The organism is Panacibacter microcysteis (assembly GCF_015831355.1).
In the GTDB taxonomy this organism is placed as follows: Bacteria; Bacteroidota; Bacteroidia; order Chitinophagales; family Chitinophagaceae; genus Panacibacter; species Panacibacter microcysteis.
This window is the reverse complement of sequence record NZ_JADWYR010000001.1, coordinates 1,453,580-1,473,837: the sequence shown is the minus strand read 5'-3', so window position 1 is coordinate 1,473,837 and position 20,258 is coordinate 1,453,580. Positions and strand designations below refer to the sequence as shown.

The following is a 20,258-nucleotide window of genomic DNA, read 5'->3' as shown; positions in this document are numbered from 1 at the left end:
CTTACCAAAGAGCTAAGCGCCGAAGAGTGCGACGCAACGAAAGCTTAATAGCAGTAATGCTGCCTGGTTCAAAAAAAATTTTCTATGCATTTTCGTACAGCCATATTCTCATAAGAGAAACAAGCTGGTCGGTATCTACCGGTTTTGATATATAATCTGAAGCGCCGGCCTGTATGCATTTCTCACGGTCTCCCGTCATTGCTTTTGCTGTTACCGCTATTACCGGCAGGTTTCTCCAGTGCGGGTTTTCCCTTATTCGTTTGATGGATTCGTAGCCATCCATTTCAGGCATCATCATATCCATCAACACAATATTGATCTCTTTGTTATCTTTCAGTGCCTGCAACGCTTCTTTACCGTCTATGGCAGAAACGATGTTCATTTTATGTTTCTCCAATGCCCGTGAAAGAGAGAAAATATTTCTTACATCATCGTCTGCAATAAGTACTGTTTTGTTTTTCAACACTTCATCTACAGAGCCCAGTTTGCGGGCCGTAAAGCCGGCGCCTTTCTCGTGTGTGCTTTCTTCTACCAGGTGCAGGAACAAAGAAACTTCATCGAGTATACGCTGAAACGAATGTGCCGTTTTTACAACAATAGAATCTGCATATTGCTTGATGCGTTGTTCTTCGGCCCTTGATAAACTTTTGCCTGTAAAAATAATGATGGGCACGTTTTCAAGCTCCTGATTTTTACGTACCGTCTCCAGTGTATCGTAAGCCTTCATATCAGGCACGGCCATATCGAGTATTACACAGTTTACTTCTTTCTGCTGCAGCGAATCAACGGTCTCATCAATATTGCCGGATATAGCGGCATTGATCTTATTGGTTGATAAAAAGTACGAAAGCGCTTTTGCATGTTTCGAATTATCTTCTACGATAAGCACTTTTTTATGATCATTTTTGATGACATGCTCGATACGTTTAAAGACATCATCCATTTGTTCGTAGGCAAAAGGTTTATTGATGAAATTGATTGCACCTTTGGAAAGGCTTTCGCGTTTTACTTCGAAAGAAGACATCATGTGAACAGGGATATGTCTTGTTTGCGGATCACGTTTCAACTCATCAATTACCTGCATACCATCTTTAACCGGCAGTTGTATATCGAGCAATATGCCTTCGGGTTTATAATTGCGTGCCAGCTCTACACCATGATCTCCGCGTACGGCTACAATGCCTTTGTAACCTTTTTTCCTTGCAAAATCGAGCAGCGCTTTGGCAAAAGGTGTGTCATCTTCCACAATCAGGATTACTTTATCATTTGCTGTAATGCTGTTCCTGTCATCGGGCACATCCTGGGGTATCTGTGTTGCAATAAACTGAGAGGCCAGTGTTTCTACGGGTTTGGGGGCAATAATTTCCGGCGTTTCCACCTTACTTTCCGTGGTGGCAGATTTGTCAACCGGTATGGTAAGTGTAAACTGGCTTCCTTCGCCAGGCGTACTTGTAAGGGTGATATCTCCATTCAACAACCTGGCCAGCTGGCGGCTTATGGAAAGGCCCAGTCCTGTACCACCATATTTTCTTTTGGTAGAACCATCTGCCTGTTGAAAAGCTTCGAATACCAGTTCCTGTTTTTCCTGCGGTATACCAATGCCTGTATCTTTTACGGCAAATGATAACTGGTTGTCGTGGTATTTAACAAGCAGTGTTATTGAGCCTCTTGTTGTAAATTTAAGTGCGTTGGAAACGAGGTTTCTTAAGATCTGTTCTACCCTCAGTTTATCGGTGTCTATTGTATCTGGAACATTTTTATCTCTTACGATCTCGAATGCAACATTTTTCTCTTTGGCGAGTGGCTCAAAAAGCAGGCGCATATCTGCGAGTATGGTATCTACCGCTACCTGGTTGTACTCGAGTTGCATTTTGCCTGATTCTATTTTAGACAGGTCAAGAATTTCATCAATAAGTTGGAGCAGGCTGTTCCCGGAACTCCTGATAACGGTTGCATATTCTACTTCTTCCGGGGTAAGGGTATCATTGTTGTTTTCGGACAACAATCGTGACAACAGCAGGATTGAATTAAGCGGTGTTCTTAATTCATGAGACATGTTTGCCAGGAACTCAGATTTATATCTTGTGCTAAGTGCAAGTTCTTCTGCCTTTTTTTGTATCTCAAGGTTTCTTACAACAACCAGGTGATTTTTTTCTTCGAGCAACCGGGAGCGTTCTTCGAGCTCCTGGTTTGTTTCCATAAGTTCTTCCTGCTGCACCTTTAATTCCTCTTCTGATATCTGGAGTTTTTCTGCCTGTGCTTCCAGCTCGGCATTCAGGTTTTCCAGCTCTGTATGCTGCGTTTGCAGTTCTTCTGCCTGTGCCTGTGTTTCTTCCAGCAGCTCCTGCAGCCTGGCCCTGTTATAGGCCATATTTAAAGTTATACCAATCTTTCGTTCTGTACTTTTTAACAGGTCAAGTTCAACCTCGCCATATTCGGTAACGCTGGCTATTTCAAGTACACCCATCAGCTTCCGATCTATTTTAACGGGATAAGTGATAACATTTTTTGGCTTTATCTCTCCAAAACTGGTACCCAGGTATAAATCTTCATCGATATTCCTGAGCAACTTTTCTTTCCCGCTTTTATACGCCTGGCCAATAATGCCTTCACCAGGCTGTATCTCTTTTTTAATACCGGAAGTAATGCCGTAACTGCCGGTAAGCTTTAGTGTGCCGTTAGGCTGGGCAAGGTATAATGCACCCATCTGGCTGTTTGTATACTCTGCCAGGAACTCTATTACTTCTGATGCCACTGCCGCCACGGTTTTTTCACCGGCCATTTTTTCGCCAAGCTGAACGGTGCCTGTTTGCACCCATTCGTTATCAGACAATTCTTTAAATGCCTTATCGAGCGCAGAAGCCATTTTATTCAGCGACTCAGATAAACTTCCCAGGCCATCACTTTCATGATCATCCAGCCTGAGCTGGTAATTTCCTTCTGATACCTGTGCGGCAATTTTTTGAATAATCGTAATACGGTTAACGATTTCTTTTTCTTTAATCATCAGCGCGTCGCTGAGTGTGGCTTTTTCATTGTAGTCATCTGTTACGCGTTTAAAGAAGACGATTGTAATAACCAGTGATAATATAGTTGTAACGACAATAAGTGCAGGTGTGTAGGATGCGTATTTTCTAAGATCTTCTACTCTTTTTGAAAGCAGGGTTTTTTCGGTACTTTGTATGTTAACGATTACCAGTCTTGCTTTATCCATTTCTGCTTTACCCTGGGCGAGCAGGAAATTATCCACAGCAAAATTTTGTTTTGCCTGGTCAATTCCTTTTTGCAGAATGTTAAACCGTTTATTAACCAGCATGGCAAGAGAATCGCAATTCTTTTGCTGTTCGGTGTTATCAGCAGTAAGTTCTCTCAGCTTTTCTACAGCAGTTTTAGTTTTGGCCAGGGAACCATTGAATGGTTCAAGGAAGTCGACATCATTGGTTAGCAGGAAGCCCCGCTGACCAGTTTCGGCGTCTTTCATGTACGAGATAATGCTTTCTGCCTGCTGCAATACTTCGTTGGTGTGGTTTACTTCGTCAGAACTTTTGATAAGATTAGTGATACTGTTGTAGGATGCAACAGAACTAACAATCAGCAAAAGCATAGACAACCCAAATCCAATCTGTAGATTTCTTTTAAAGGTCGTTTGCATGATGGGGTGGTTTATATTATCCTTTTATTCGTTCGTAACGGTCTTCTCTTTTGGAACTAAAAAATAAAACAAAGAACCTTTTCCCGGTTCGCTGTCTACTCCATATTCGAAATTGTGTCGTTTGAGTATTTCCGCACAGATATATAAGCCTATTCCAAGACCCTGTACGCTGTTACCGGATGTTTCTGTACGGTAATATTTCTGGAAGATATTCTCCTGGTCTTTTTTTGAAATTCCGATTCCATGGTCGCGTACGCCAATAAAGATCTTTCCATTGTGGTCTGCCCTCGTTTCCACTTCCACGTTTTTCGATTGGGGTGAATATTTTATAGAGTTGGAAAGAAAGTTTATAAGCACCTGCTCGAGCCTGACAGGATCTCCATAAATGGTTTCCGCCTGTTTTCCTACCCTTGATATTTTATAATCCGGGTATGTTTGACTGATGATATCAACCGTATTAGCAACCATTGAATCAAGATCGAAAGGTTGCATGTTAAATTTTAGTTTTCCACTTTCTATTTTAGAGATGTCAAGCAGATCAGCAATCAGGCTGTCCAGCTTTCGTATCTGTACAAGCGTTCTGTCGATATAAACGCCGGAAGATTTATCTGTACTTGTTCTTTCGAGCAGTTGTACGTAGCCTTTAATACTGGTAAGCGGGGTTTTCAATTCGTGGCTGGCAATACTGATAAACTCATCTTTCCTTTTTACAGCCTGTTTCTGGTCGTCGATATCAGTAAAAGTACCAACCCATTTTACAATAGCATTGTTTTCTTTTACAGGTAATACGCGTAATAAATGGTAGCGGTAATCTGGCTGCTCATGCTTTTTTACACGTACTTCCATTTCTACCGGTTTACCTTTTTCCATGCGTTTCTTTAATTCTTCTTCTATGCAGCCATCGTCGGGATGTGTAACAGGGAAATTTCTTTCAGAATCGGCATACAACATCCACTGGCTGTTTTTGTATTCCAGTGTTCCGTCAGGCTTGGTGGTAAATGCAATCTGTGGTATTGATTCCAGCACAAATTTTAGTTCCAGCGCTTTTTCGTTGATCTCCTGTTGTGCTTTTTTTCTGAACTCTATTTCTGAACGCAGGTTGTCCTGCATTTCATTCAACTGTCTTGTTTGCTCGTACAGCCTGTAAAATGTTTTTACTTTAAGCAGGAGGATTTCAGGGTCGATGGGTTTTGTAATGTAATCGATACCACCGGAGCCATAACCTCTTGTAATGAATCTTTTATCTGTGTTTACCGCCGAAAGAAAAATGATGGGCACGTCTTTGGTTTTGCTATAACCCGAGATGGCTTCCGCTACTTCGAACCCGTCCATACCAGGCATTTGTACATCGAGGATAATTAGCGCGTAATTATTTTTCAGCACTTTCTTCAATGCCTCTTCCCCGCTGGTTGCTGTGTCTGTCGGAAAGGAATGAAGTGTTAACACCGACTTCAGTGATAGAATATTCTCCGGTTTATCGTCAACGATAAGTATCATGTTATTGCCAGCTCCAAATTATTTGTTCATGTAAAGGGGACGTTTAGACAATGCAAACAGCACATGCTGCAATGCACGTGTGGTTGATGGGAGCAAAAATTATGCTTTATTAACAACTTTCTCCACAGTGGATATTAATAATACAAGATGTGAGGAAAAGGCAAAATATTCCACAATTATGGGTAAATAATTGCCCGTATAAATATTGGAATGATGCTTTATGTTCTGTAGATGAAGTGATTGCGACGCAAGGGACGATGCCACCTGTTCGCCTGCCGGTATCTATATTATTTCTTTTTATATACCGGAACTGTACTGCATGGTTCGCCGTACATGATACTTTTTGCAACCGGTTTTAATCTGAAAGTAATTGCGGCATAGGCGCTTTCAGGAATATGTATGTCTCCACAGCCTTTGATAACAATACGTTTGTCTGTAAACGTTGTGGTATCTACCTGGCTGATGTTTTGCAGCAGGATATTCTCGGCAAGTAAACCGGGTGTTCCTACCATAATATTATTGGCAAAAGGCCCGAGATATGTGGCGACGAGCATATACGCCCAAACAGGTATAATAGCATCTGAAGTGCAGGTAATAGCTACATTTTTTTGCTGGTAAACAGACCAGTCGATAGTTATAAGGGCAGCCCTGAATTCTTTTTCTTTTAATAACAAACCCCGAAACAGGTGATCTTTTAGATCGAATACCAGTATCTCGTCTTTTGGATAAAAATCTTCGAGGTTAATGGTTACTATACCACTTTCTGCAACCCTGTTTACGATCGTTTCTTGCATGTGCAGCTTTTTTTACAAAATTAATACCTCGCGGCCTGTTGTTGTTTTCGGAATGAAGAACATCTTAATAACAAAAAAGCCCGGCGTATGCCGGGCTGTTATAATAATTTTCTGATAAACACTAATAAAACTTAGCACGGTTATCTTCTATTTTAGCTGCATCTCTTAAAGCAGACATAGAACGATAGGCGATCTGCGATTTCATCTGGTTTTCCATTTGTGCACGCAGCATATCAGCATTTATTCCGAGCGATGCTGCAGCATAAATACTTTCACCCTTAATAGCGAAGACACCAGACATACCAGCTATTGGTGTGCTTGCCTTGCCCTGTAAACCCTTATTGAATGCAGCACCTACAATTTTTGGTTCGTTGCCTATACCGCTGATAATGTAAGACTGGTATGCAATACTGTCAGCAAACTGGATAGCACCACCGGTTGATTGTGCAAACTGCTCCAGCGTTGTGCCTTTGAATTTTGATGCTATAATTTGTTCTGCTTTTTTCTCATTTCTAAGTAATGGCTCTACCATTGGTCTTGCCTGGTTTACAGATTGGAGACCGGGTTTGCTTATACCCAGTATTACGGCCACTACATATTTATCATTTATTTCGAATGGCTCTGAGATATCACCGGGATCGTTTTCTGCGATCCATTTGACCATTTGCCTGTTTTCTCCAACGCCCATGATATTGAAATCGTTCGGTTTAATATCGCCGGCTGTTTGTGGTGTAATCCCTAACTTTTTCGCATTTGCGTCAAAGTCTGCCCTGGTGCGGCTCGATGATGCGAACTGCGTAGCAGCCGCACTGGCATTATTGATCGTTTCAGCGCTTGCCAATACCGGTTTTGACAAATAGGCAAATTTATAACCTGTCTCCGCACCTTTTTGACCGAGCACTTCTATATAGTGGTAACCGTAAGCGGTTTTAACCACATCCTTGGCACCCACAGGATGTGTAAAGGCGAAGTCATTGAATTCTTCCATCATTCTGCCCGATGTAAAGTAGTCATATACGCCACCTTTGTCTTTACTACCCGGATCATCAGAATATTGTACACAAACAGAATCGAAATTGCTGCCGGCGTTCAACAATGCTATTGCACTGTCTAATCTTTTTCTTGCACTGCTGTCATCTCTTACACGTGTAAGCTGGCCCTGTTGTGTTTGTTGCGCCGTTGCTACCAATATGTGACGCACTTTTACAGAATCAGGCACCTGTCTTTCTGCTACAAGTTTTGCCAGCACATAGTTATTATTATCAGCATAGGGTCCGTAAACGGCACCAACAGACAACGCAAAAATTGAATCGTTTACGGCCTGCTTTATTTCCTTTTTGTTTAGGAAACTATTGTAATAAGGTAATTCGCTGCTGTTTCTTGCTAGGAAAGCTTTTTCATCAGTTGTTGCGGCAAATTCTGATTTCAGCTGTTGCAGCTGGTCAATTACGGCAACTGAATCTTCCCTGCTTGGTTTTGCATCGAAGGATACATATGAAATTTGTCTTGCCTCTTCTTTTTGCTCAAACTGTTTCGGATGCGCCTTAATATATGCAGATACGTCATCGTCAGAAACTTTTACGGTGCTGTCACTAATGGAGGCATAAGGCACAGAAACATAAGCAATTTTAGCAAGAGAGTTGTTATCGGCATTTGTTTTTTCTGCCATCCATTTTGGTACATATACAGCACCGGTTATCAAAGACTGGTATTTTTCTCTTTCTGTCTGTAAAATGGTGGGCTCAAGATATCCTTCGTAAAGCTGTGCATTTCGTGCATCATCTGCATTCTTTTTTATTTCAGCAAACTGCTGTTTTGCAAGATTTGCGTCATACACACCCGTTTGCGGGTTGGTAAATGCCTGTTGCATCCACTGTGGCGGGTTATCTCCAAATAACACATCACTTAATTCATCGGCACCTACTTTTATACCCAGTTTCTCATATTCCTGCTCCATCAGGGTCTGCTCAACCATATAATCCCAAACACTTCCCATGAGCTGGCTTCTTGGCGTGCCATTTGCCTGCTCATAAAAATCGAGTTTGTGTTCGTAAGTTTCCCTGTCGATGTCAATACCGTTTACCTCGCCGAGGGTTGATTCACTTGAAAAAACACTACCACGCCTTGAAAAGGCATCCTGCAGAATAAAGGCGATAAGAGACAAAGCAATCGCACCGAAAACAAACCACGCAGCCTTATCGCGTATCCGTTGAATAACTGACATAATATTATTATATGGTTTTTAGAGGATGGCAAAAATAGGGTAATAAAACATTTGAACAAATTGTGAATAACTTGGGGGCCAGGTATAAGGCATTTTTAAACACAGTGAAAGTTATGGGCCCGGCTAAAAGCCCTGTGGCATCACCTGTTGCGTCGCACTCTTGTACTGTTGTTTTTTACTGCAGCTTCGGTTTGCGGTGCAGGTTTCCCCGCCATAAATCAATCATTCAAATGAAACAAGTATCCGGTATTTTTTATTTCTTAACAGCGTATTGTTGAAAAGCGTTTATGTATGTTGATAAAGCCGTTTTTTTTTATTGCTGTTGGGGAAACGCAAAGAATAACTAAGCGGGTTTTGTAGCTTTCGGGGTTTTTGAAAATTTTGCTGACATTTTTCGTTGTCTTCGTTAACAGTGGAAATGGTGTGAATTGACGTTTGTGAAAAAACACGGAAGCTGTTATCAACTTTTGTTAAAAACTTACTCAAAGGCTTTACCTGCTTACAAACAACCATGTGGATTTGTTGTTTATTCCTGTTAGTAAATCAAGTGTAATTAACTTTGTACTCTGGGGATAAGTAAGTTATCCCGAAATTAACACCCGTAATAGTAGTAGGTGTTTATAATAATAATGTATTAATATATCTTATTACAATGGAAATTAACATTGCAGCAGCACGAAAAAAAATTAATGAAAAAGGATTTCTCGACGTAAACATAGATCCGTCGCTGGACCTGTTTCATGAGATTGAAAGATTGAAGAAAGAAAAGAACGCAGTGTTGCTGGCCCACTACTACCAGGAGCCGGATATACAGGATGTTGCCGATTACATTGGTGATAGCCTGGGGCTGGCGCAACACGCGGCAAAGACCAATGCTGATATAATCGTTTTTGCCGGCGTACATTTTATGGCTGAAACAGCAAAAATTCTAAACCCGCATAAAAAGGTTTTGTTGCCAGACCTGAAAGCAGGTTGTTCACTTGCAGATAGTGCACCCGCAGATCTGTTCAGCGCGTTTAAGGCAAAACACCCTGATCATATTGTTATATCGTATATAAACTGCAGTGCTGATATAAAAGCTTTGAGTGATATTATTTGTACAAGCAGCAATGCACAAAAGATCATTGAAAGTGTACCTGCAGATCAGCCAATCATTTTTGCACCTGATAAAAACCTCGGTGCTTATCTCAACAAGCAGATAGGACGCAATATGCTGCTCTGGAATGGCGCCTGCATGGTGCATGAGATATTCAGCCTGGAAAAGATAACAAGGCTGAAAATGAGGCACCCTGAGGCCAAACTGATAGCTCATCCTGAGTGTGAGGATAGCATATTGAAAATTGCTGATTTTATTGGAAGTACAACACAACTATTGAAATACGCTGTTGCGGATAATGCCAATACGTTTATTGTGGCAACGGAAACAGGTATTTTGCACCAGATGCAAAAAGATGCACCGGAGAAAACTTTTATTCCTGCACCACCAGATAATGCATGTGCATGTAATGATTGCCCGCATATGAAACTGAACACGCTGGAGAAACTTTATTTGTGTATGGAGTACGAAGAGCCGGAAATACTGATGGATGAAAACCTGCGTGTGGCAGCTCTTAAACCCATTCAACGTATGCTTGATATTAGTAAGGCTGCAGGTTTAGGGGGCTAAATGCTGCCATATAATCCAACCGATGAAGTGATTGCGACGCAACAGGTGATGCCATGAAAAACTGCTGCCGGTATCTTAATTTTCTTCCGGTTTCAACATATCCTGTATGCGGCCGCCGTTTTTGTAGAGTGTGTATATCTGTTGAATATAATAACCCAGTTCAAGATCATTCATGTAAAGAAGCAGATCGTAAGAGGGTTTACTGAGATTTATAAATGAATCCAGCTCATGATCTTTCAGTTGCGTTAATTTGCCGACAAGGTATTTTGTATAGCGGTGGTTTACATACTTTTCTTTTTCCTGTTCTTCCAGTCTTTGTTGCATAGACAGTAATTGCCTGTTCCTCCTGAAACGAAACATGTTGATGAATTCGTTTATATCGAGTCCTGCCGTAACAGAACCGGGCGTATAGCTATTTGGCGACGGCGATGTTATTCTTACAGTTGGTTTCCTGAAATTGAAAACCTTTGCGTATTCCTGGCGGTTGGCAATTGAATCCTGTTTATAATTTTTATTGCGGATTTTTATCTCAGGAAGCCAGGCAGCATCTACATAAAGAGCTATTTCAAAATTCAGCAGGTTCCTGATAGTATCTATAGGATACTTCATGGTATTTTTTGAGAGATAGGAAAACCATACAGAATCTTTTTTGGAAACGGGTATAGTAAATTTTCCGGTAGAATCAGAAATGGCATACCTGCCGGAAGAGCTCTGGATGGTTACTGCATCAAGCGGTCTTTTTGAAAAGTAATCATACACGGTACCATGTAATGTAAGCTGGCCAAAACTACATGTGGCAAGTAATGTAAACGCCAGTAAAAAAGAAAAGTGTAGTAATCTTTTCAACAAAGTTTATTTGCGTGTAATATTAAGATTAATAAGAGGATACCAAATAATGTGTAAACCTATTTAACCCGAATTTAGTTTTTAGACAGGTTGTTTACCAGGCCTGTCAATTTTTGTATTATTGTATTGAATGAAAGTCGCATGCTAGTATTACCTGCCCATGTAGACCATTAATATCTGCACATCGCTTGGGTTTACACCACTTATTCTGCCGGCTTGTCCTAACGTTCTCGGCTTTATCTTTTTAAACTTTTGCAACGCTTCGTTACTAAGCGCAGAAACTTTATCATAGTTGAAAGAATCTGGAATTATTTGTTCTTCCATTGTTGACATACGAAGCACAAGATCTTGTTCTTTTTCAATATAGCGTTCATACTTTATTTGTATTTCAGACTGTTCAAGAGATTCTGCGGAATACTTTTCTTTTAAGAAACTTAATTTGGGTACTCCATCGATTAGTGCGTTAATGTCTACATCTGGGCGTAAGAGAATTTTGGATGCCTTTTGTTTCTCAGTCAACAGTGCAGAATTAATACCCGCCAGGTAATTATTCGCTTCTGCGGTATCAACGTATATATTTTTCAGGTAATCGTGTATTGCCCTAACAGATGCCTGCTTATCATTTACTCTTTCCATGCGATCTTGCGATGCAAGGCCAAGACGGTAACTTTTTTCGGTAAGCCTTAGATCTGCGTTATCTTGTCTTAACAAGGTTCTGTATTCTGCCCTGCTGGTAAACATACGGTAAGGCTCTTCTGTTCCTTTACTAATAAGGTCGTCTATCAAAACGCCAATATAAGCTTCACTGCGCTTCAGGATAAATGGTTCAAGATTGTTAATTTTTTGATGGGCGTTTATACCTGCCATAAATCCCTGGCAGGCGGCTTCTTCGTATCCGGTTGTTCCGTTTACCTGTCCAGCAAAAAATAAGTTTTGAACCAACTTTGTTTCAAGCGAATGAGTGAGCTGTGTAGGTGGAAAGTAGTCGTATTCGATTGCATAACCCGGTCTGAAAATCTTTGCAGTTTCAAAACCTTCAATATTACGAAGTGCTTCGTATTGAACTTCTTCGGGTAATGATGTAGAAAATCCGTTAACATAGATTTCAACCGTATTGAAGCCTTCCGGCTCTACAAAAAGCTGATGCCGGTCCCGCTCCGCAAAGCGGTTAATTTTGTCTTCAATGCTTGGGCAGTAGCGAGGGCCTACGCCGTCAATTCTACCAGCGAACATAGGGCTACGGTCAAACCCCGTCTTTAATATATCATGCACTTTTTGGCTGGTGTAAGTTATATAACAGCTTCGTTGTTTTGATGGGTGAAGTTTTTCAGTATTCAGGTACGAGAAACCAATGATTTCATCATCGCCCCGTTGTTCTTCCATTTTAGAATAATCAAGCGATCTTCCATCTACCCTCGGCGGGGTTCCGGTTTTCAGGCGATCGCTTTCGAACCCATATGCAATTAATTGTTCAGTTATTCCTGTTGCCGCTTTTTCAGCAACCCTTCCCCCGCCAAACTGTTTTTCACCTATATGGATAATACCGTTTAAAAAAGTTCCGCTGGTAACTACGACTGCTTTGGATAAGATTGTGTGACCTAATCCAGTTATCACACCACATGCCATTCCACCTTTCAAAACAATTGATTTCACCATGTCCTGGTAAAAATCAACATTGGGTGTTTGTTCTAGCATTTCCCTCCAGGCTCCGGCAAACATCATCCTGTCGCTCTGTGCTCTAGGGCTCCACATTGCAGGGCCTTTGCTTTTATTGAGCATGCGAAACTGCAACATACTTTTATCTGTAACAATACCGCTGTAACCACCCATCGCATCGATTTCTCTGACGATTTGGCCTTTTGCTATTCCACCCATCGCAGGGTTGCAACTCATCTGGGCAATGGTTTGCATATTCATGGTAATGAGTAAGACTTTACTGCCGAGGTTTGCAGCTGAGGCTGCGGCTTCACACCCAGCATGACCTGCACCAACCACTATCACATCATAATCCTGGAACATATAATAATTTGAAGGGCAAAGATATTATAGATCAACAATACAGCTTGTTCCACGTGAAACTTGTTAAAGGTTCAATTTTTCGCGTTCCACGTGGAACTTATTAATATAGTAATCTTCCCGGGCACGCATTAATTTTTGTTCTGGGGTCTTTTTGTCTTTGTATCCGCATAAATGAAGTGCTCCGTGGAAAATAACACGGAGCACTTCATCTAGAAAGCTGGTTCTATGCACTACTGCATTTTCTTTTACTCTATCCACACTTATATATACTTCACCTGTTATACCGGGTGTGTCTGAAAGGTCAAAAGTGATGATATCAGTGAAATAATCGTGTTGCAGGAAATCCCTGTTGATCTGCAGTAAAAACTGGTCTGAACAGAATATATAATCAATACGATTTAAAACCATCATTTCTTCTTCAAAAATATTGTTGGCGGCTCTCTTTATACCTGTCTTGCTGTTGACAGTAAGTTTCCTGTCGGCTGAATGAAAATAGACTTTACCCAATCGTGTATTATTTAGACTTCCAAAATTCGTAATAAAAGACTTATAAGCTCATCTACCTTTGTGCAGATGAAACGATTATCTGAAATAGGGATTGGAAAAAAGGCTATTATTAAGTCTTTTGAAAAAGATGAAATATTTATAAAATTGATGGAAATGGGCTGTATTCCAGGCGAGATAATAGGGGTAGAACAAGTGGCACCATTAGGTGATCCCATATCAGTAAGTGTAGCAGGTTACAACCTGAGCTTAAGATTGAACGAGGCAGATCAAATTTTTGTAGAAGAAGTTGACTAATAGCTTTTTATATTTTGCTTATGAAAATCGGCTTGTACTTTGGGTCTTTTAATCCCATTCATATTGGTCACCTTATTATTGCCAGTCACGTAATGAATAATACCGATCTTAAGAAAATCTGGTTTATTGTTTCTCCACAAAACCCCCTAAAACAAAGTCATTCGCTGCTAAACGAATACGACAGGCTACACCTGGTAAGAATTGCGACCGAAGAAAACCTTGCATTTACCAGTTCAGATGTGGAATTCAGGCTACCACGCCCCTCTTACACAATCGATACGATGGCTTATCTTAGAGAAAAAAATCGGTCCGACGAATTTTCGGTAATTATGGGTTCAGATAGTTTTCAGAATATACATAAATGGAAAAATGCGGATAAACTGCTCTCACAAAATAACCTGGTTGTTTATACAAGGCCAGGGTTCGAGGTAGAATCAGCAGCACCAAACATCACGGTGCTGGCAGACGCGCCATTACTTCAGATTTCGTCTACTATGATCAGAAATTATATAAGGCAAGGAAAATCAATCAAATACCTGGTTCCGGATGTAGTAGAAAAAGAAATCATTCACTCCGGTTATTACAGGAAGTAATTGTTGAGCCAGCCAATCAACAGGCAGGTAAATACAATAAAAGGTGCCCGTATTTTGGTATAGCTAAGCAGGCAAAAGGTTCCGATCATAATGGCAACATTGATAAAAGGAAGCAGGGAACCATCCGCAATATCAAGAGACACACTTTTCATTAATACCATTGTGGCGGCAATCATAATACCAACAACTGCAGCGTTAATTCCTTCCAATGATCTGAAAATCACAGCATAACGTTTGAGATTATGCCAAACCGGGAAGAAAAATAATACCATAAGCGCACTGGGTAAGAAAATTGCTACCGTTCCAATTACGCACCCAAGGATTTGCATGGATGGTTGTGGCGATTTGTCTTTTAAAGCCGTTCCGCCCATGTATGCACCCACTGAAAATACGGGCCCGGGAATAGCTCTAACTATGCCAGACCCTGTCAGGAATTCTTCTTTCGTCATGCGTAGCACATTCGGATTTTGAGACTCTATTCTATCCACGCCGGGTCTTATCACATATTGTTGATACATCATCGGCATCAATACGTCTCCACCACCAAAAACCAGGCTGCCAAACCGGTAAAAATTTTCAAACAGGTTATAGGCGCCCCTATTCTTCCATTCTTCTTTTCTCGCCGTTTCACTTAGATAACCCGCCACAATAAACAGCCCCAAAAATATCACCATGTTTCCCCAGTTGACTTTTTTGGGAGGAATACCTTTCTGGGGAATTCTCCTATCGCTGAAATTAGTAGCTACACCGGCAAGCAAAATCACTACCGGAAAAATATATGGGGTATCAAACAGCAAAAAGGTGCCTAAAGCTGCAACAACCATTATTACCCTCGTAATGGGGTTATTGATTGATATCCTGGACATCCGGAAAGCAGAAAACGCAATAAAACCTACCGCCATCGGTTGAATGAACTTAAATATTTCCGTGTTTGTATACCGGCTGTCCATATACTGCAATAAAAATGAAAGGCCTCCCATAATAAAAGAAGCCGGCAGAATCCATATGATCAACGTAAGAATCGCTAACGGCAACCCACCTCTTTTATAACCAATCAATGTCAGGGTTTGTGTAGAAGAGGCACCCGGCAGCATTTGGCAAAAGGCATTATAGTCCAGTAATTCCTGTTCTGTTATATCCTTACGGTCGTGAACAAATGTTTTCAGCATCATACCAAAATGTCCTTGCGGACCACCAAATGCAGTTACACTGTGTAACAACACAGATTTGAGAAACTGTAAATGCCTGATCAGTATCAAATGCAGAAATTTAGTTTGAGTAATAAATAAAAATAGATTTTTTATGTTTATGATGTTGCTATGTGTAGTACCTTATATAGACTCTGCAAATGTTTGTGTTACCGGTTACATACTATAAAACTGTAATTAAATTGAGTCAGCAGCAATATTTCATGGCATCACCTGTTGCCACGCTCGGTTCAGGGTTCCACTTTTATGGCGGCTGAAGCGACCCGGAATAGCCGGCAGCAGTGAATACTATCTAAATAGGCAAAAAAGAAAGGACACAAACATAAAATTAAACGTTCGTTTAAATATACTATTTCCATGTCATATGCTTTAATCACAATAACAGCGCTACAAATCAGGAAATAAGCCTTCAATAATTCGTAATGTGTCCATCGCTGCCTTCCTAAACAAGCCTAAACAAAATCATATTGTAAAAAAGCAAAGTCTTTTATCTTTGCCGGCCTATGAGTATGCAACAGGATAACAGGTTTCAGGCAATTATAGCACATGCAAAAGAATATGGGTTTGTATTTCCAAGCAGTGAAATATACGATGGATTAAGCGCCGTATACGATTATGGTCCGTGGGGTAGTGAACTTAAAAAGAATATACGCGATTATTGGTGGAAAAGCATGACCCAACTGCATGAAAACATTGTCGGTGTAGATGCTGCTATATTTATGCACCCTACAACCTGGAAAGCCAGCGGGCACGTAGATAACTTTAGTGATCCTATGATTGATAATAAGGACAGCAACAAGCGTTATCGTGTTGATCACCTTATTGAAGCGCATGCTGAAAAGCTTGCCCTGGAAGGAAAAAAAGAAGAGGAATATGCCTTGCTTAAGGCAATGGATGAGTTAATTGCCAAAGACGATTTCACAGGCCTTAAGCAGTTGATTGATGATCATAAAATTGTGTGTACCGTAAGCGGTACGAGCAACTGGACAGATATCCGTCAGTTTAACCTGATGTTCAAAACTGAGTTCGGCGCTATTGCTTCAGACAGTCCAGATGACAATATCGTTTACCTGCGACCCGAAACAGCCCAGGGAATTTTTGTAAACTTCCTGAATGTACAAAAGACAGCAAGAATGAAAATTCCGTTTGGTATAGCCCAAACCGGAAAAGCTTTCAGGAACGAGATCGTTGCACGCCAGTTCATCTTTCGTATGCGCGAATTTGAGCAGATGGAAATGCAGTTTTTTGTACGTCCCGGTACGGAGGGCGATTGGTATAAGTACTGGAAGCAGGCCAGGCTGGACTGGCATTTAAGTCTTGGAATACCGGCAGACAAGTACCGTTATCACGATCATGTAAAGCTTGCGCACTACGCTAAAGAAGCCTGCGATATCGAGTTCGAATTTCCAATCGGCTTTAAAGAAGTGGAAGGCATACATAGCCGTAGTGATTTTGATCTTACACAGCACCAGTTGTACAGCAGAAAAAAGCAGCAGTATTTTGATAATGAGATAGACCACGCAACCGGAAAACCTTATGGAAATTATGTACCATATGTAATTGAAACCTCAATAGGTTTAGACAGGATGTTCCTGCTGATCCTTAGCCACGCGTACGATGAGGAAACAATAACCAAGGAAGACGGTTCTTCAGATAGCAGGGTGGTACTAAAAATACCACCGAAACTGGCCCCGGTAAAACTGGCAATCTTGCCTTTGCTTAAAAAAGATGGATTGCCCGAGCTGGCCAGGCAATTGATGGATGACTGTAAACAGGATTTCCGATGTTTTTACGAGGAAAAAGATGCTATAGGTAAACGCTATCGCAGGCAGGATGCGATTGGTACACCTTTTTGTGTAACCATTGACCACCAGACCAAAGAAGATGGCACTGTAACTATAAGAGAAAGAGACAGTATGCAACAAAGACGTATAAAGTTGACTGACGTTAGACAGGAAATCAACAGGTTTATGTAATAAACCAGACGATTTATTCGTATTAGGAATGATTCTGATTTGTACCTACAGGTAAACCATATAATTCATTATTTCGTATTTATAGTTGTGCGTACCTTATGCATCATTCCTTCCAATAATTGACAATAACAGAAAATGGATATACTAAATATCTTTACCCCTTCAGCCACCAACATTTTTTTTGTGTCAGCTGTCACAGGAATAGCAGGCTTTGCCGCAGGATTTCTTATTAAGGCTGCAGCAATTGCCAAACATAAAAAAAGAGTAATTGGTCTTGAAGACGAGATGCTTACCAATCATTCCCGTATTCTTGAATTGGAAAAGCAACTGGCCGAATTGAAAGATGCAAATGCGAAGCTTAGCGGAAACAAAGCGCCACTGTCAAAAGTTGAATTGAAAGCGTCTTAACCATAAATTTCAAGGTGAATAGCGTGCTTATCGTACCCCAATGCGATAATATTCTGCTTTGCCTCATTGATCATATTCTTCCACCCACACAAAAAGAATACAGCATCTTTCCTTGTTGAAAGTAGTTGTTCATATACAGCGTGTACATAGCCGGTATGAATGCCTTTTGCGTTTTGTTCTCTTGAAAAAACAGGCAGGTATTTAAAAGAAGCAAACTGTTGCTGAAGCTGATTAAATTCCTGGCTATATAAAGCATCTCCGAACTTGCGGCAGCCAAAAACGAGGTACAGGTTTTTATGAGGGATATTGTTTTTAAAGATGTATTGAATCATCGAACGAAAAGGCGCAACACCAGTACCTGTACAAATAAAGAAAACTTCTTTATCAAGGTTTTCGGGCAAAATAAACACGCCCTGTGGGCCGCGTAATAATACTTCTGCCCCAGCCTGCACATCATTAAAAAGATAAGATGTGCCTTTACCATCATCGGCTTTTACAATGACCAGCTCGAAAATATTAGTGCCATCAGGTGCCGAAGCAATAGAGTAACTACGCCAGCGCCTGTTCTTTTTTTCATCAATAGGCAGATCCAGCGTAACAAACTGGCCGGGTTTAAAATCGAAATTTACAAGTTCAGGTATTTCGATCCAGAATCTCTTGGTAGTGGAAGTTTCATCTTCAATTCTTACAATACGTCCTTTACGCCACGGCTCCAGCATATGTGCAAATTTTCATCAAGATACAAATTCGCGCAGTAACAGGTATTTGCCCGCTAATCGTCTGTAGTGGAAAGCTGTAAATGTTAGTTAGCGACGCCGCAAAAGCTGAATATATTTCCGAAAGTACAAGTGAGTGACACAACCGGCGATGCCATGAAATACTTTTGCTGGCTCAATAATTATTTGGATGCAGAAACTAAAAACTGTGCATACAAACCGCTAAAGCCTGCATCAAAATGCTAATGATCGCAATCATCTGAATGTGCGTGATTGTGTACCCTGCAGGATCTGTAATTGGTAAAATGTGCCACCACGATAAGAATTACCGCGGGAATGAGAAACCAAACCTGGTATTCATGCCAAACCTGTTTGGCAAACAATAAACCTATTCCTGCAAGAAATAAAAGAAAAGGAACGATGCTGTGGTGATGCTTTTTAAAACCATGATAAAAAGAATATGAGCCTATGGCCATGGCTACAATAATCATAAAGATCTCAAACGAAAAATTGTCTATAATTTCTACACCAAATAAGGGCAAAGACGTTAGAAATAATGGCAACAACGCACAATGGATGGCGCAAGCCACTGAAGCGGTTATTCCTAATGCATCCCAGTTTATCTTCATATTCATCGAACATCGTGATTAGTTTGCAAAAATAAAGCTTTGCAACTTTGTTGCAAAACAAAAGTTAACCTTATTTATCAAACCCTTCACGTCTTTAACTTTGTGTTGTAAAACTGGTGGGCAAAATGAATAAAAAGAAGTTGATTGGTTACGGAATTTTCTTTGTGGTACTGGCAGGTTTGTTTTTGTTGTTTTCGTTTTGGGGCACTGATAACTGGAAGTCAAAATCCCCCACCATCAGTACCGTAAAACCTTTCAGGTTTGTAACACAGGACGGGCAGGATTTTACTGACGCAGACTTACAGGGCAAAGTTGTTTTGATAAATTTTTTCTTTACAAGTTGTAAAGGCATCTGCCCAAAAATGAACAACAACATGCACAATATCTACGATGCTTTTAAAGACGAGCCCGGTTTTATGATTGTGTCTCATACATGCGACCCCGAAACGGATTCTGTGCCGGTTATTAAACGTTATGCAGACTCACTTCATATAAATGAAAAGCAGTGGGTATTTCTTACAGGGAGAAAAGACAGTTTATACCAGCAGGCCAGGAACAGCTACCTGCTCGATGATCCAAAGAATAACATGGTCAATATCAATGACCAGTTTCTGCATACACAGTTTTTTGCATTGGTAGATAAAAACGGAAATGTGCGTGGCCAGGTATACGATGGTTTAAAACAGGATGAACTGGCGAAATTAAAAGAAGACATACAAACCTTACTGAAAGAAAAAGCCGGCCCCGGAAATAATTTTTCAAACAATTTATTTGGCAGCAACCCATAATGTATGAAGAACGAAGTAGCGGAAATTCTAAAACGCAACCAGCTAAGCGTTACAGAGAGCAGGAGAAAAATTCTCGAATTGTTCAGGGCCAGCAATGGTGCACTGGCACATGCAGATATTGAAACAAAAACAGGCGAACACTTTGATCGTGTTACGGTGTACCGCACCTTGCAGACATTTGTAGATAAAGGCATCATTCACACCATTCCAACAGCAGATAATTCTGTGCGTTACGCCTTGTGTAAAGATGCCTGCTCAGAAGGCCACCACCATGATAATCATGTACATTTTATTTGTGATGATTGTGGTACAACTTATTGCCTTGAAAATATTATAACCCCCGAAGTAAGGCTGCCACAAGGTTTTAAGCAATCGCAGACAGATGTGGTAGTGAGTGGTGTATGTGATAAATGTTCTTAATGATGAGCCCGGATGCAGAAA

The 20,258-nt window shown here is 40.7% G+C and carries 17 protein-coding genes; 7 read left to right on the top strand and 10 right to left on the bottom strand.

Annotated elements, in window-relative coordinates:
* Positions 1–82 precede the first annotated feature (82 nt).
* The 4 genes from I5907_RS05930 to I5907_RS05915 form a co-directional block, all read right to left on the bottom strand.
* Positions 83–3,652: a response regulator gene (locus I5907_RS05930; RefSeq protein ID WP_196989798.1), complete on the bottom strand. Its 3,570-nt coding sequence runs from the start codon at positions 3,650–3,652 to the stop codon at positions 83–85.
* A 24-nt stretch (positions 3,653–3,676) separates the two neighbouring features.
* On the bottom strand, positions 3,677–5,149 hold the full coding sequence (locus I5907_RS05925; protein WP_196989797.1) for a hybrid sensor histidine kinase/response regulator: 1,473 nt from the start codon (positions 5,147–5,149) through the stop codon (positions 3,677–3,679).
* 287 nt (positions 5,150–5,436) lie between these two features.
* Positions 5,437–5,943, bottom strand: coding sequence for a DUF2480 family protein (locus I5907_RS05920; protein WP_196989796.1), 507 nt, complete (start codon positions 5,941–5,943; stop codon positions 5,437–5,439).
* A 121-nt stretch (positions 5,944–6,064) separates the two neighbouring features.
* Positions 6,065–8,167, bottom strand: a complete 2,103-nt coding sequence (locus I5907_RS05915; RefSeq protein ID WP_196989795.1) for a peptidylprolyl isomerase — start codon at positions 8,165–8,167, stop codon at positions 6,065–6,067.
* Between the two features lie 652 nt (positions 8,168–8,819).
* On the opposite strand from I5907_RS05915, the gene nadA reads away from it, so the two are divergent.
* The gene (gene nadA / locus I5907_RS05910; RefSeq protein ID WP_196989794.1) at positions 8,820–9,833 is read left to right on the top strand and encodes a quinolinate synthase NadA; all 1,014 of its coding nucleotides are present in this window, start codon (positions 8,820–8,822) and stop codon (positions 9,831–9,833) included.
* Positions 9,834–9,908: 75 nt separating this feature from the next.
* Here nadA and I5907_RS05905 read toward each other — a convergent pair whose 3' ends face one another.
* The 3 genes from I5907_RS05905 to ybeY form a co-directional block, all read right to left on the bottom strand.
* Positions 9,909–10,679, bottom strand: a complete 771-nt coding sequence (locus I5907_RS05905; protein WP_196989793.1) for a hypothetical protein — start codon at positions 10,677–10,679, stop codon at positions 9,909–9,911.
* A gap of 150 nt (positions 10,680–10,829) precedes the next feature.
* Positions 10,830–12,674 (bottom strand): tRNA uridine-5-carboxymethylaminomethyl(34) synthesis enzyme MnmG, encoded by a 1,845-nt coding sequence (mnmG, locus tag I5907_RS05900; RefSeq protein WP_346266768.1) that lies wholly within the window; start codon positions 12,672–12,674, stop codon positions 10,830–10,832.
* An 87-nt stretch (positions 12,675–12,761) separates the two neighbouring features.
* Complete coding sequence (ybeY, locus tag I5907_RS05895; RefSeq protein WP_196989791.1) at positions 12,762–13,205, bottom strand: rRNA maturation RNase YbeY; 444 nt, start codon at positions 13,203–13,205, stop codon at positions 12,762–12,764.
* Between the two features lie 66 nt (positions 13,206–13,271).
* On the opposite strand from ybeY, the gene I5907_RS05890 reads away from it, so the two are divergent.
* Both I5907_RS05890 and nadD read left to right on the top strand, forming a co-directional pair.
* The gene (locus tag I5907_RS05890; RefSeq protein WP_196989790.1) at positions 13,272–13,499 is read left to right on the top strand and encodes a FeoA family protein; all 228 of its coding nucleotides are present in this window, start codon (positions 13,272–13,274) and stop codon (positions 13,497–13,499) included.
* A 20-nt stretch (positions 13,500–13,519) separates the two neighbouring features.
* Positions 13,520–14,092, top strand: coding sequence for a nicotinate (nicotinamide) nucleotide adenylyltransferase (nadD, locus tag I5907_RS05885; protein ID WP_196989789.1), 573 nt, complete (start codon positions 13,520–13,522; stop codon positions 14,090–14,092).
* Here the strand turns inward: nadD and chrA are convergent.
* Complete coding sequence (chrA, locus tag I5907_RS05880) at positions 14,080–15,351, bottom strand: chromate efflux transporter (protein ID WP_231401979.1); 1,272 nt, start codon at positions 15,349–15,351, stop codon at positions 14,080–14,082. The two genes, nadD and chrA, sit on opposite strands and share 13 nt — an antisense overlap.
* 452 nt (positions 15,352–15,803) lie before the next feature.
* Between chrA and I5907_RS05875 the strand changes: the two genes are divergently transcribed.
* Together I5907_RS05875 and I5907_RS05870 are read left to right on the top strand one after the other, a co-directional pair.
* Positions 15,804–17,276 (top strand): glycine--tRNA ligase, encoded by a 1,473-nt coding sequence (locus tag I5907_RS05875; RefSeq protein ID WP_196989788.1) that lies wholly within the window; start codon positions 15,804–15,806, stop codon positions 17,274–17,276.
* A gap of 135 nt (positions 17,277–17,411) precedes the next feature.
* On the top strand, positions 17,412–17,684 hold the full coding sequence (locus I5907_RS05870) for a hypothetical protein (protein ID WP_196989787.1): 273 nt from the start codon (positions 17,412–17,414) through the stop codon (positions 17,682–17,684).
* On the opposite strand, the gene I5907_RS05865 is transcribed toward I5907_RS05870, so the two are convergent.
* Together I5907_RS05865 and I5907_RS05860 are read right to left on the bottom strand one after the other, a co-directional pair.
* Positions 17,681–18,403 carry a ferredoxin--NADP reductase gene (locus I5907_RS05865; RefSeq protein ID WP_196989786.1) on the bottom strand — a complete coding sequence of 241 codons (723 nt, stop codon included), beginning with the start codon at positions 18,401–18,403 and terminating at the stop codon, positions 17,681–17,683. The two genes, I5907_RS05870 and I5907_RS05865, sit on opposite strands and share 4 nt — an antisense overlap.
* A gap of 239 nt (positions 18,404–18,642) precedes the next feature.
* Positions 18,643–19,035 carry a MerC domain-containing protein gene (locus I5907_RS05860; protein WP_196989785.1) on the bottom strand — a complete coding sequence of 131 codons (393 nt, stop codon included), beginning with the start codon at positions 19,033–19,035 and terminating at the stop codon, positions 18,643–18,645.
* 119 nt (positions 19,036–19,154) lie between these two features.
* On the opposite strand from I5907_RS05860, the gene I5907_RS05855 reads away from it, so the two are divergent.
* Positions 19,155–19,817, top strand: coding sequence for an SCO family protein (locus I5907_RS05855; protein WP_196989784.1), 663 nt, complete (start codon positions 19,155–19,157; stop codon positions 19,815–19,817).
* Between the two features lie 3 nt (positions 19,818–19,820).
* On the top strand, positions 19,821–20,237 hold the full coding sequence (locus I5907_RS05850) for a Fur family transcriptional regulator (RefSeq protein ID WP_196989783.1): 417 nt from the start codon (positions 19,821–19,823) through the stop codon (positions 20,235–20,237).
* The last annotated feature ends 21 nt before the right edge of the window (positions 20,238–20,258 follow it).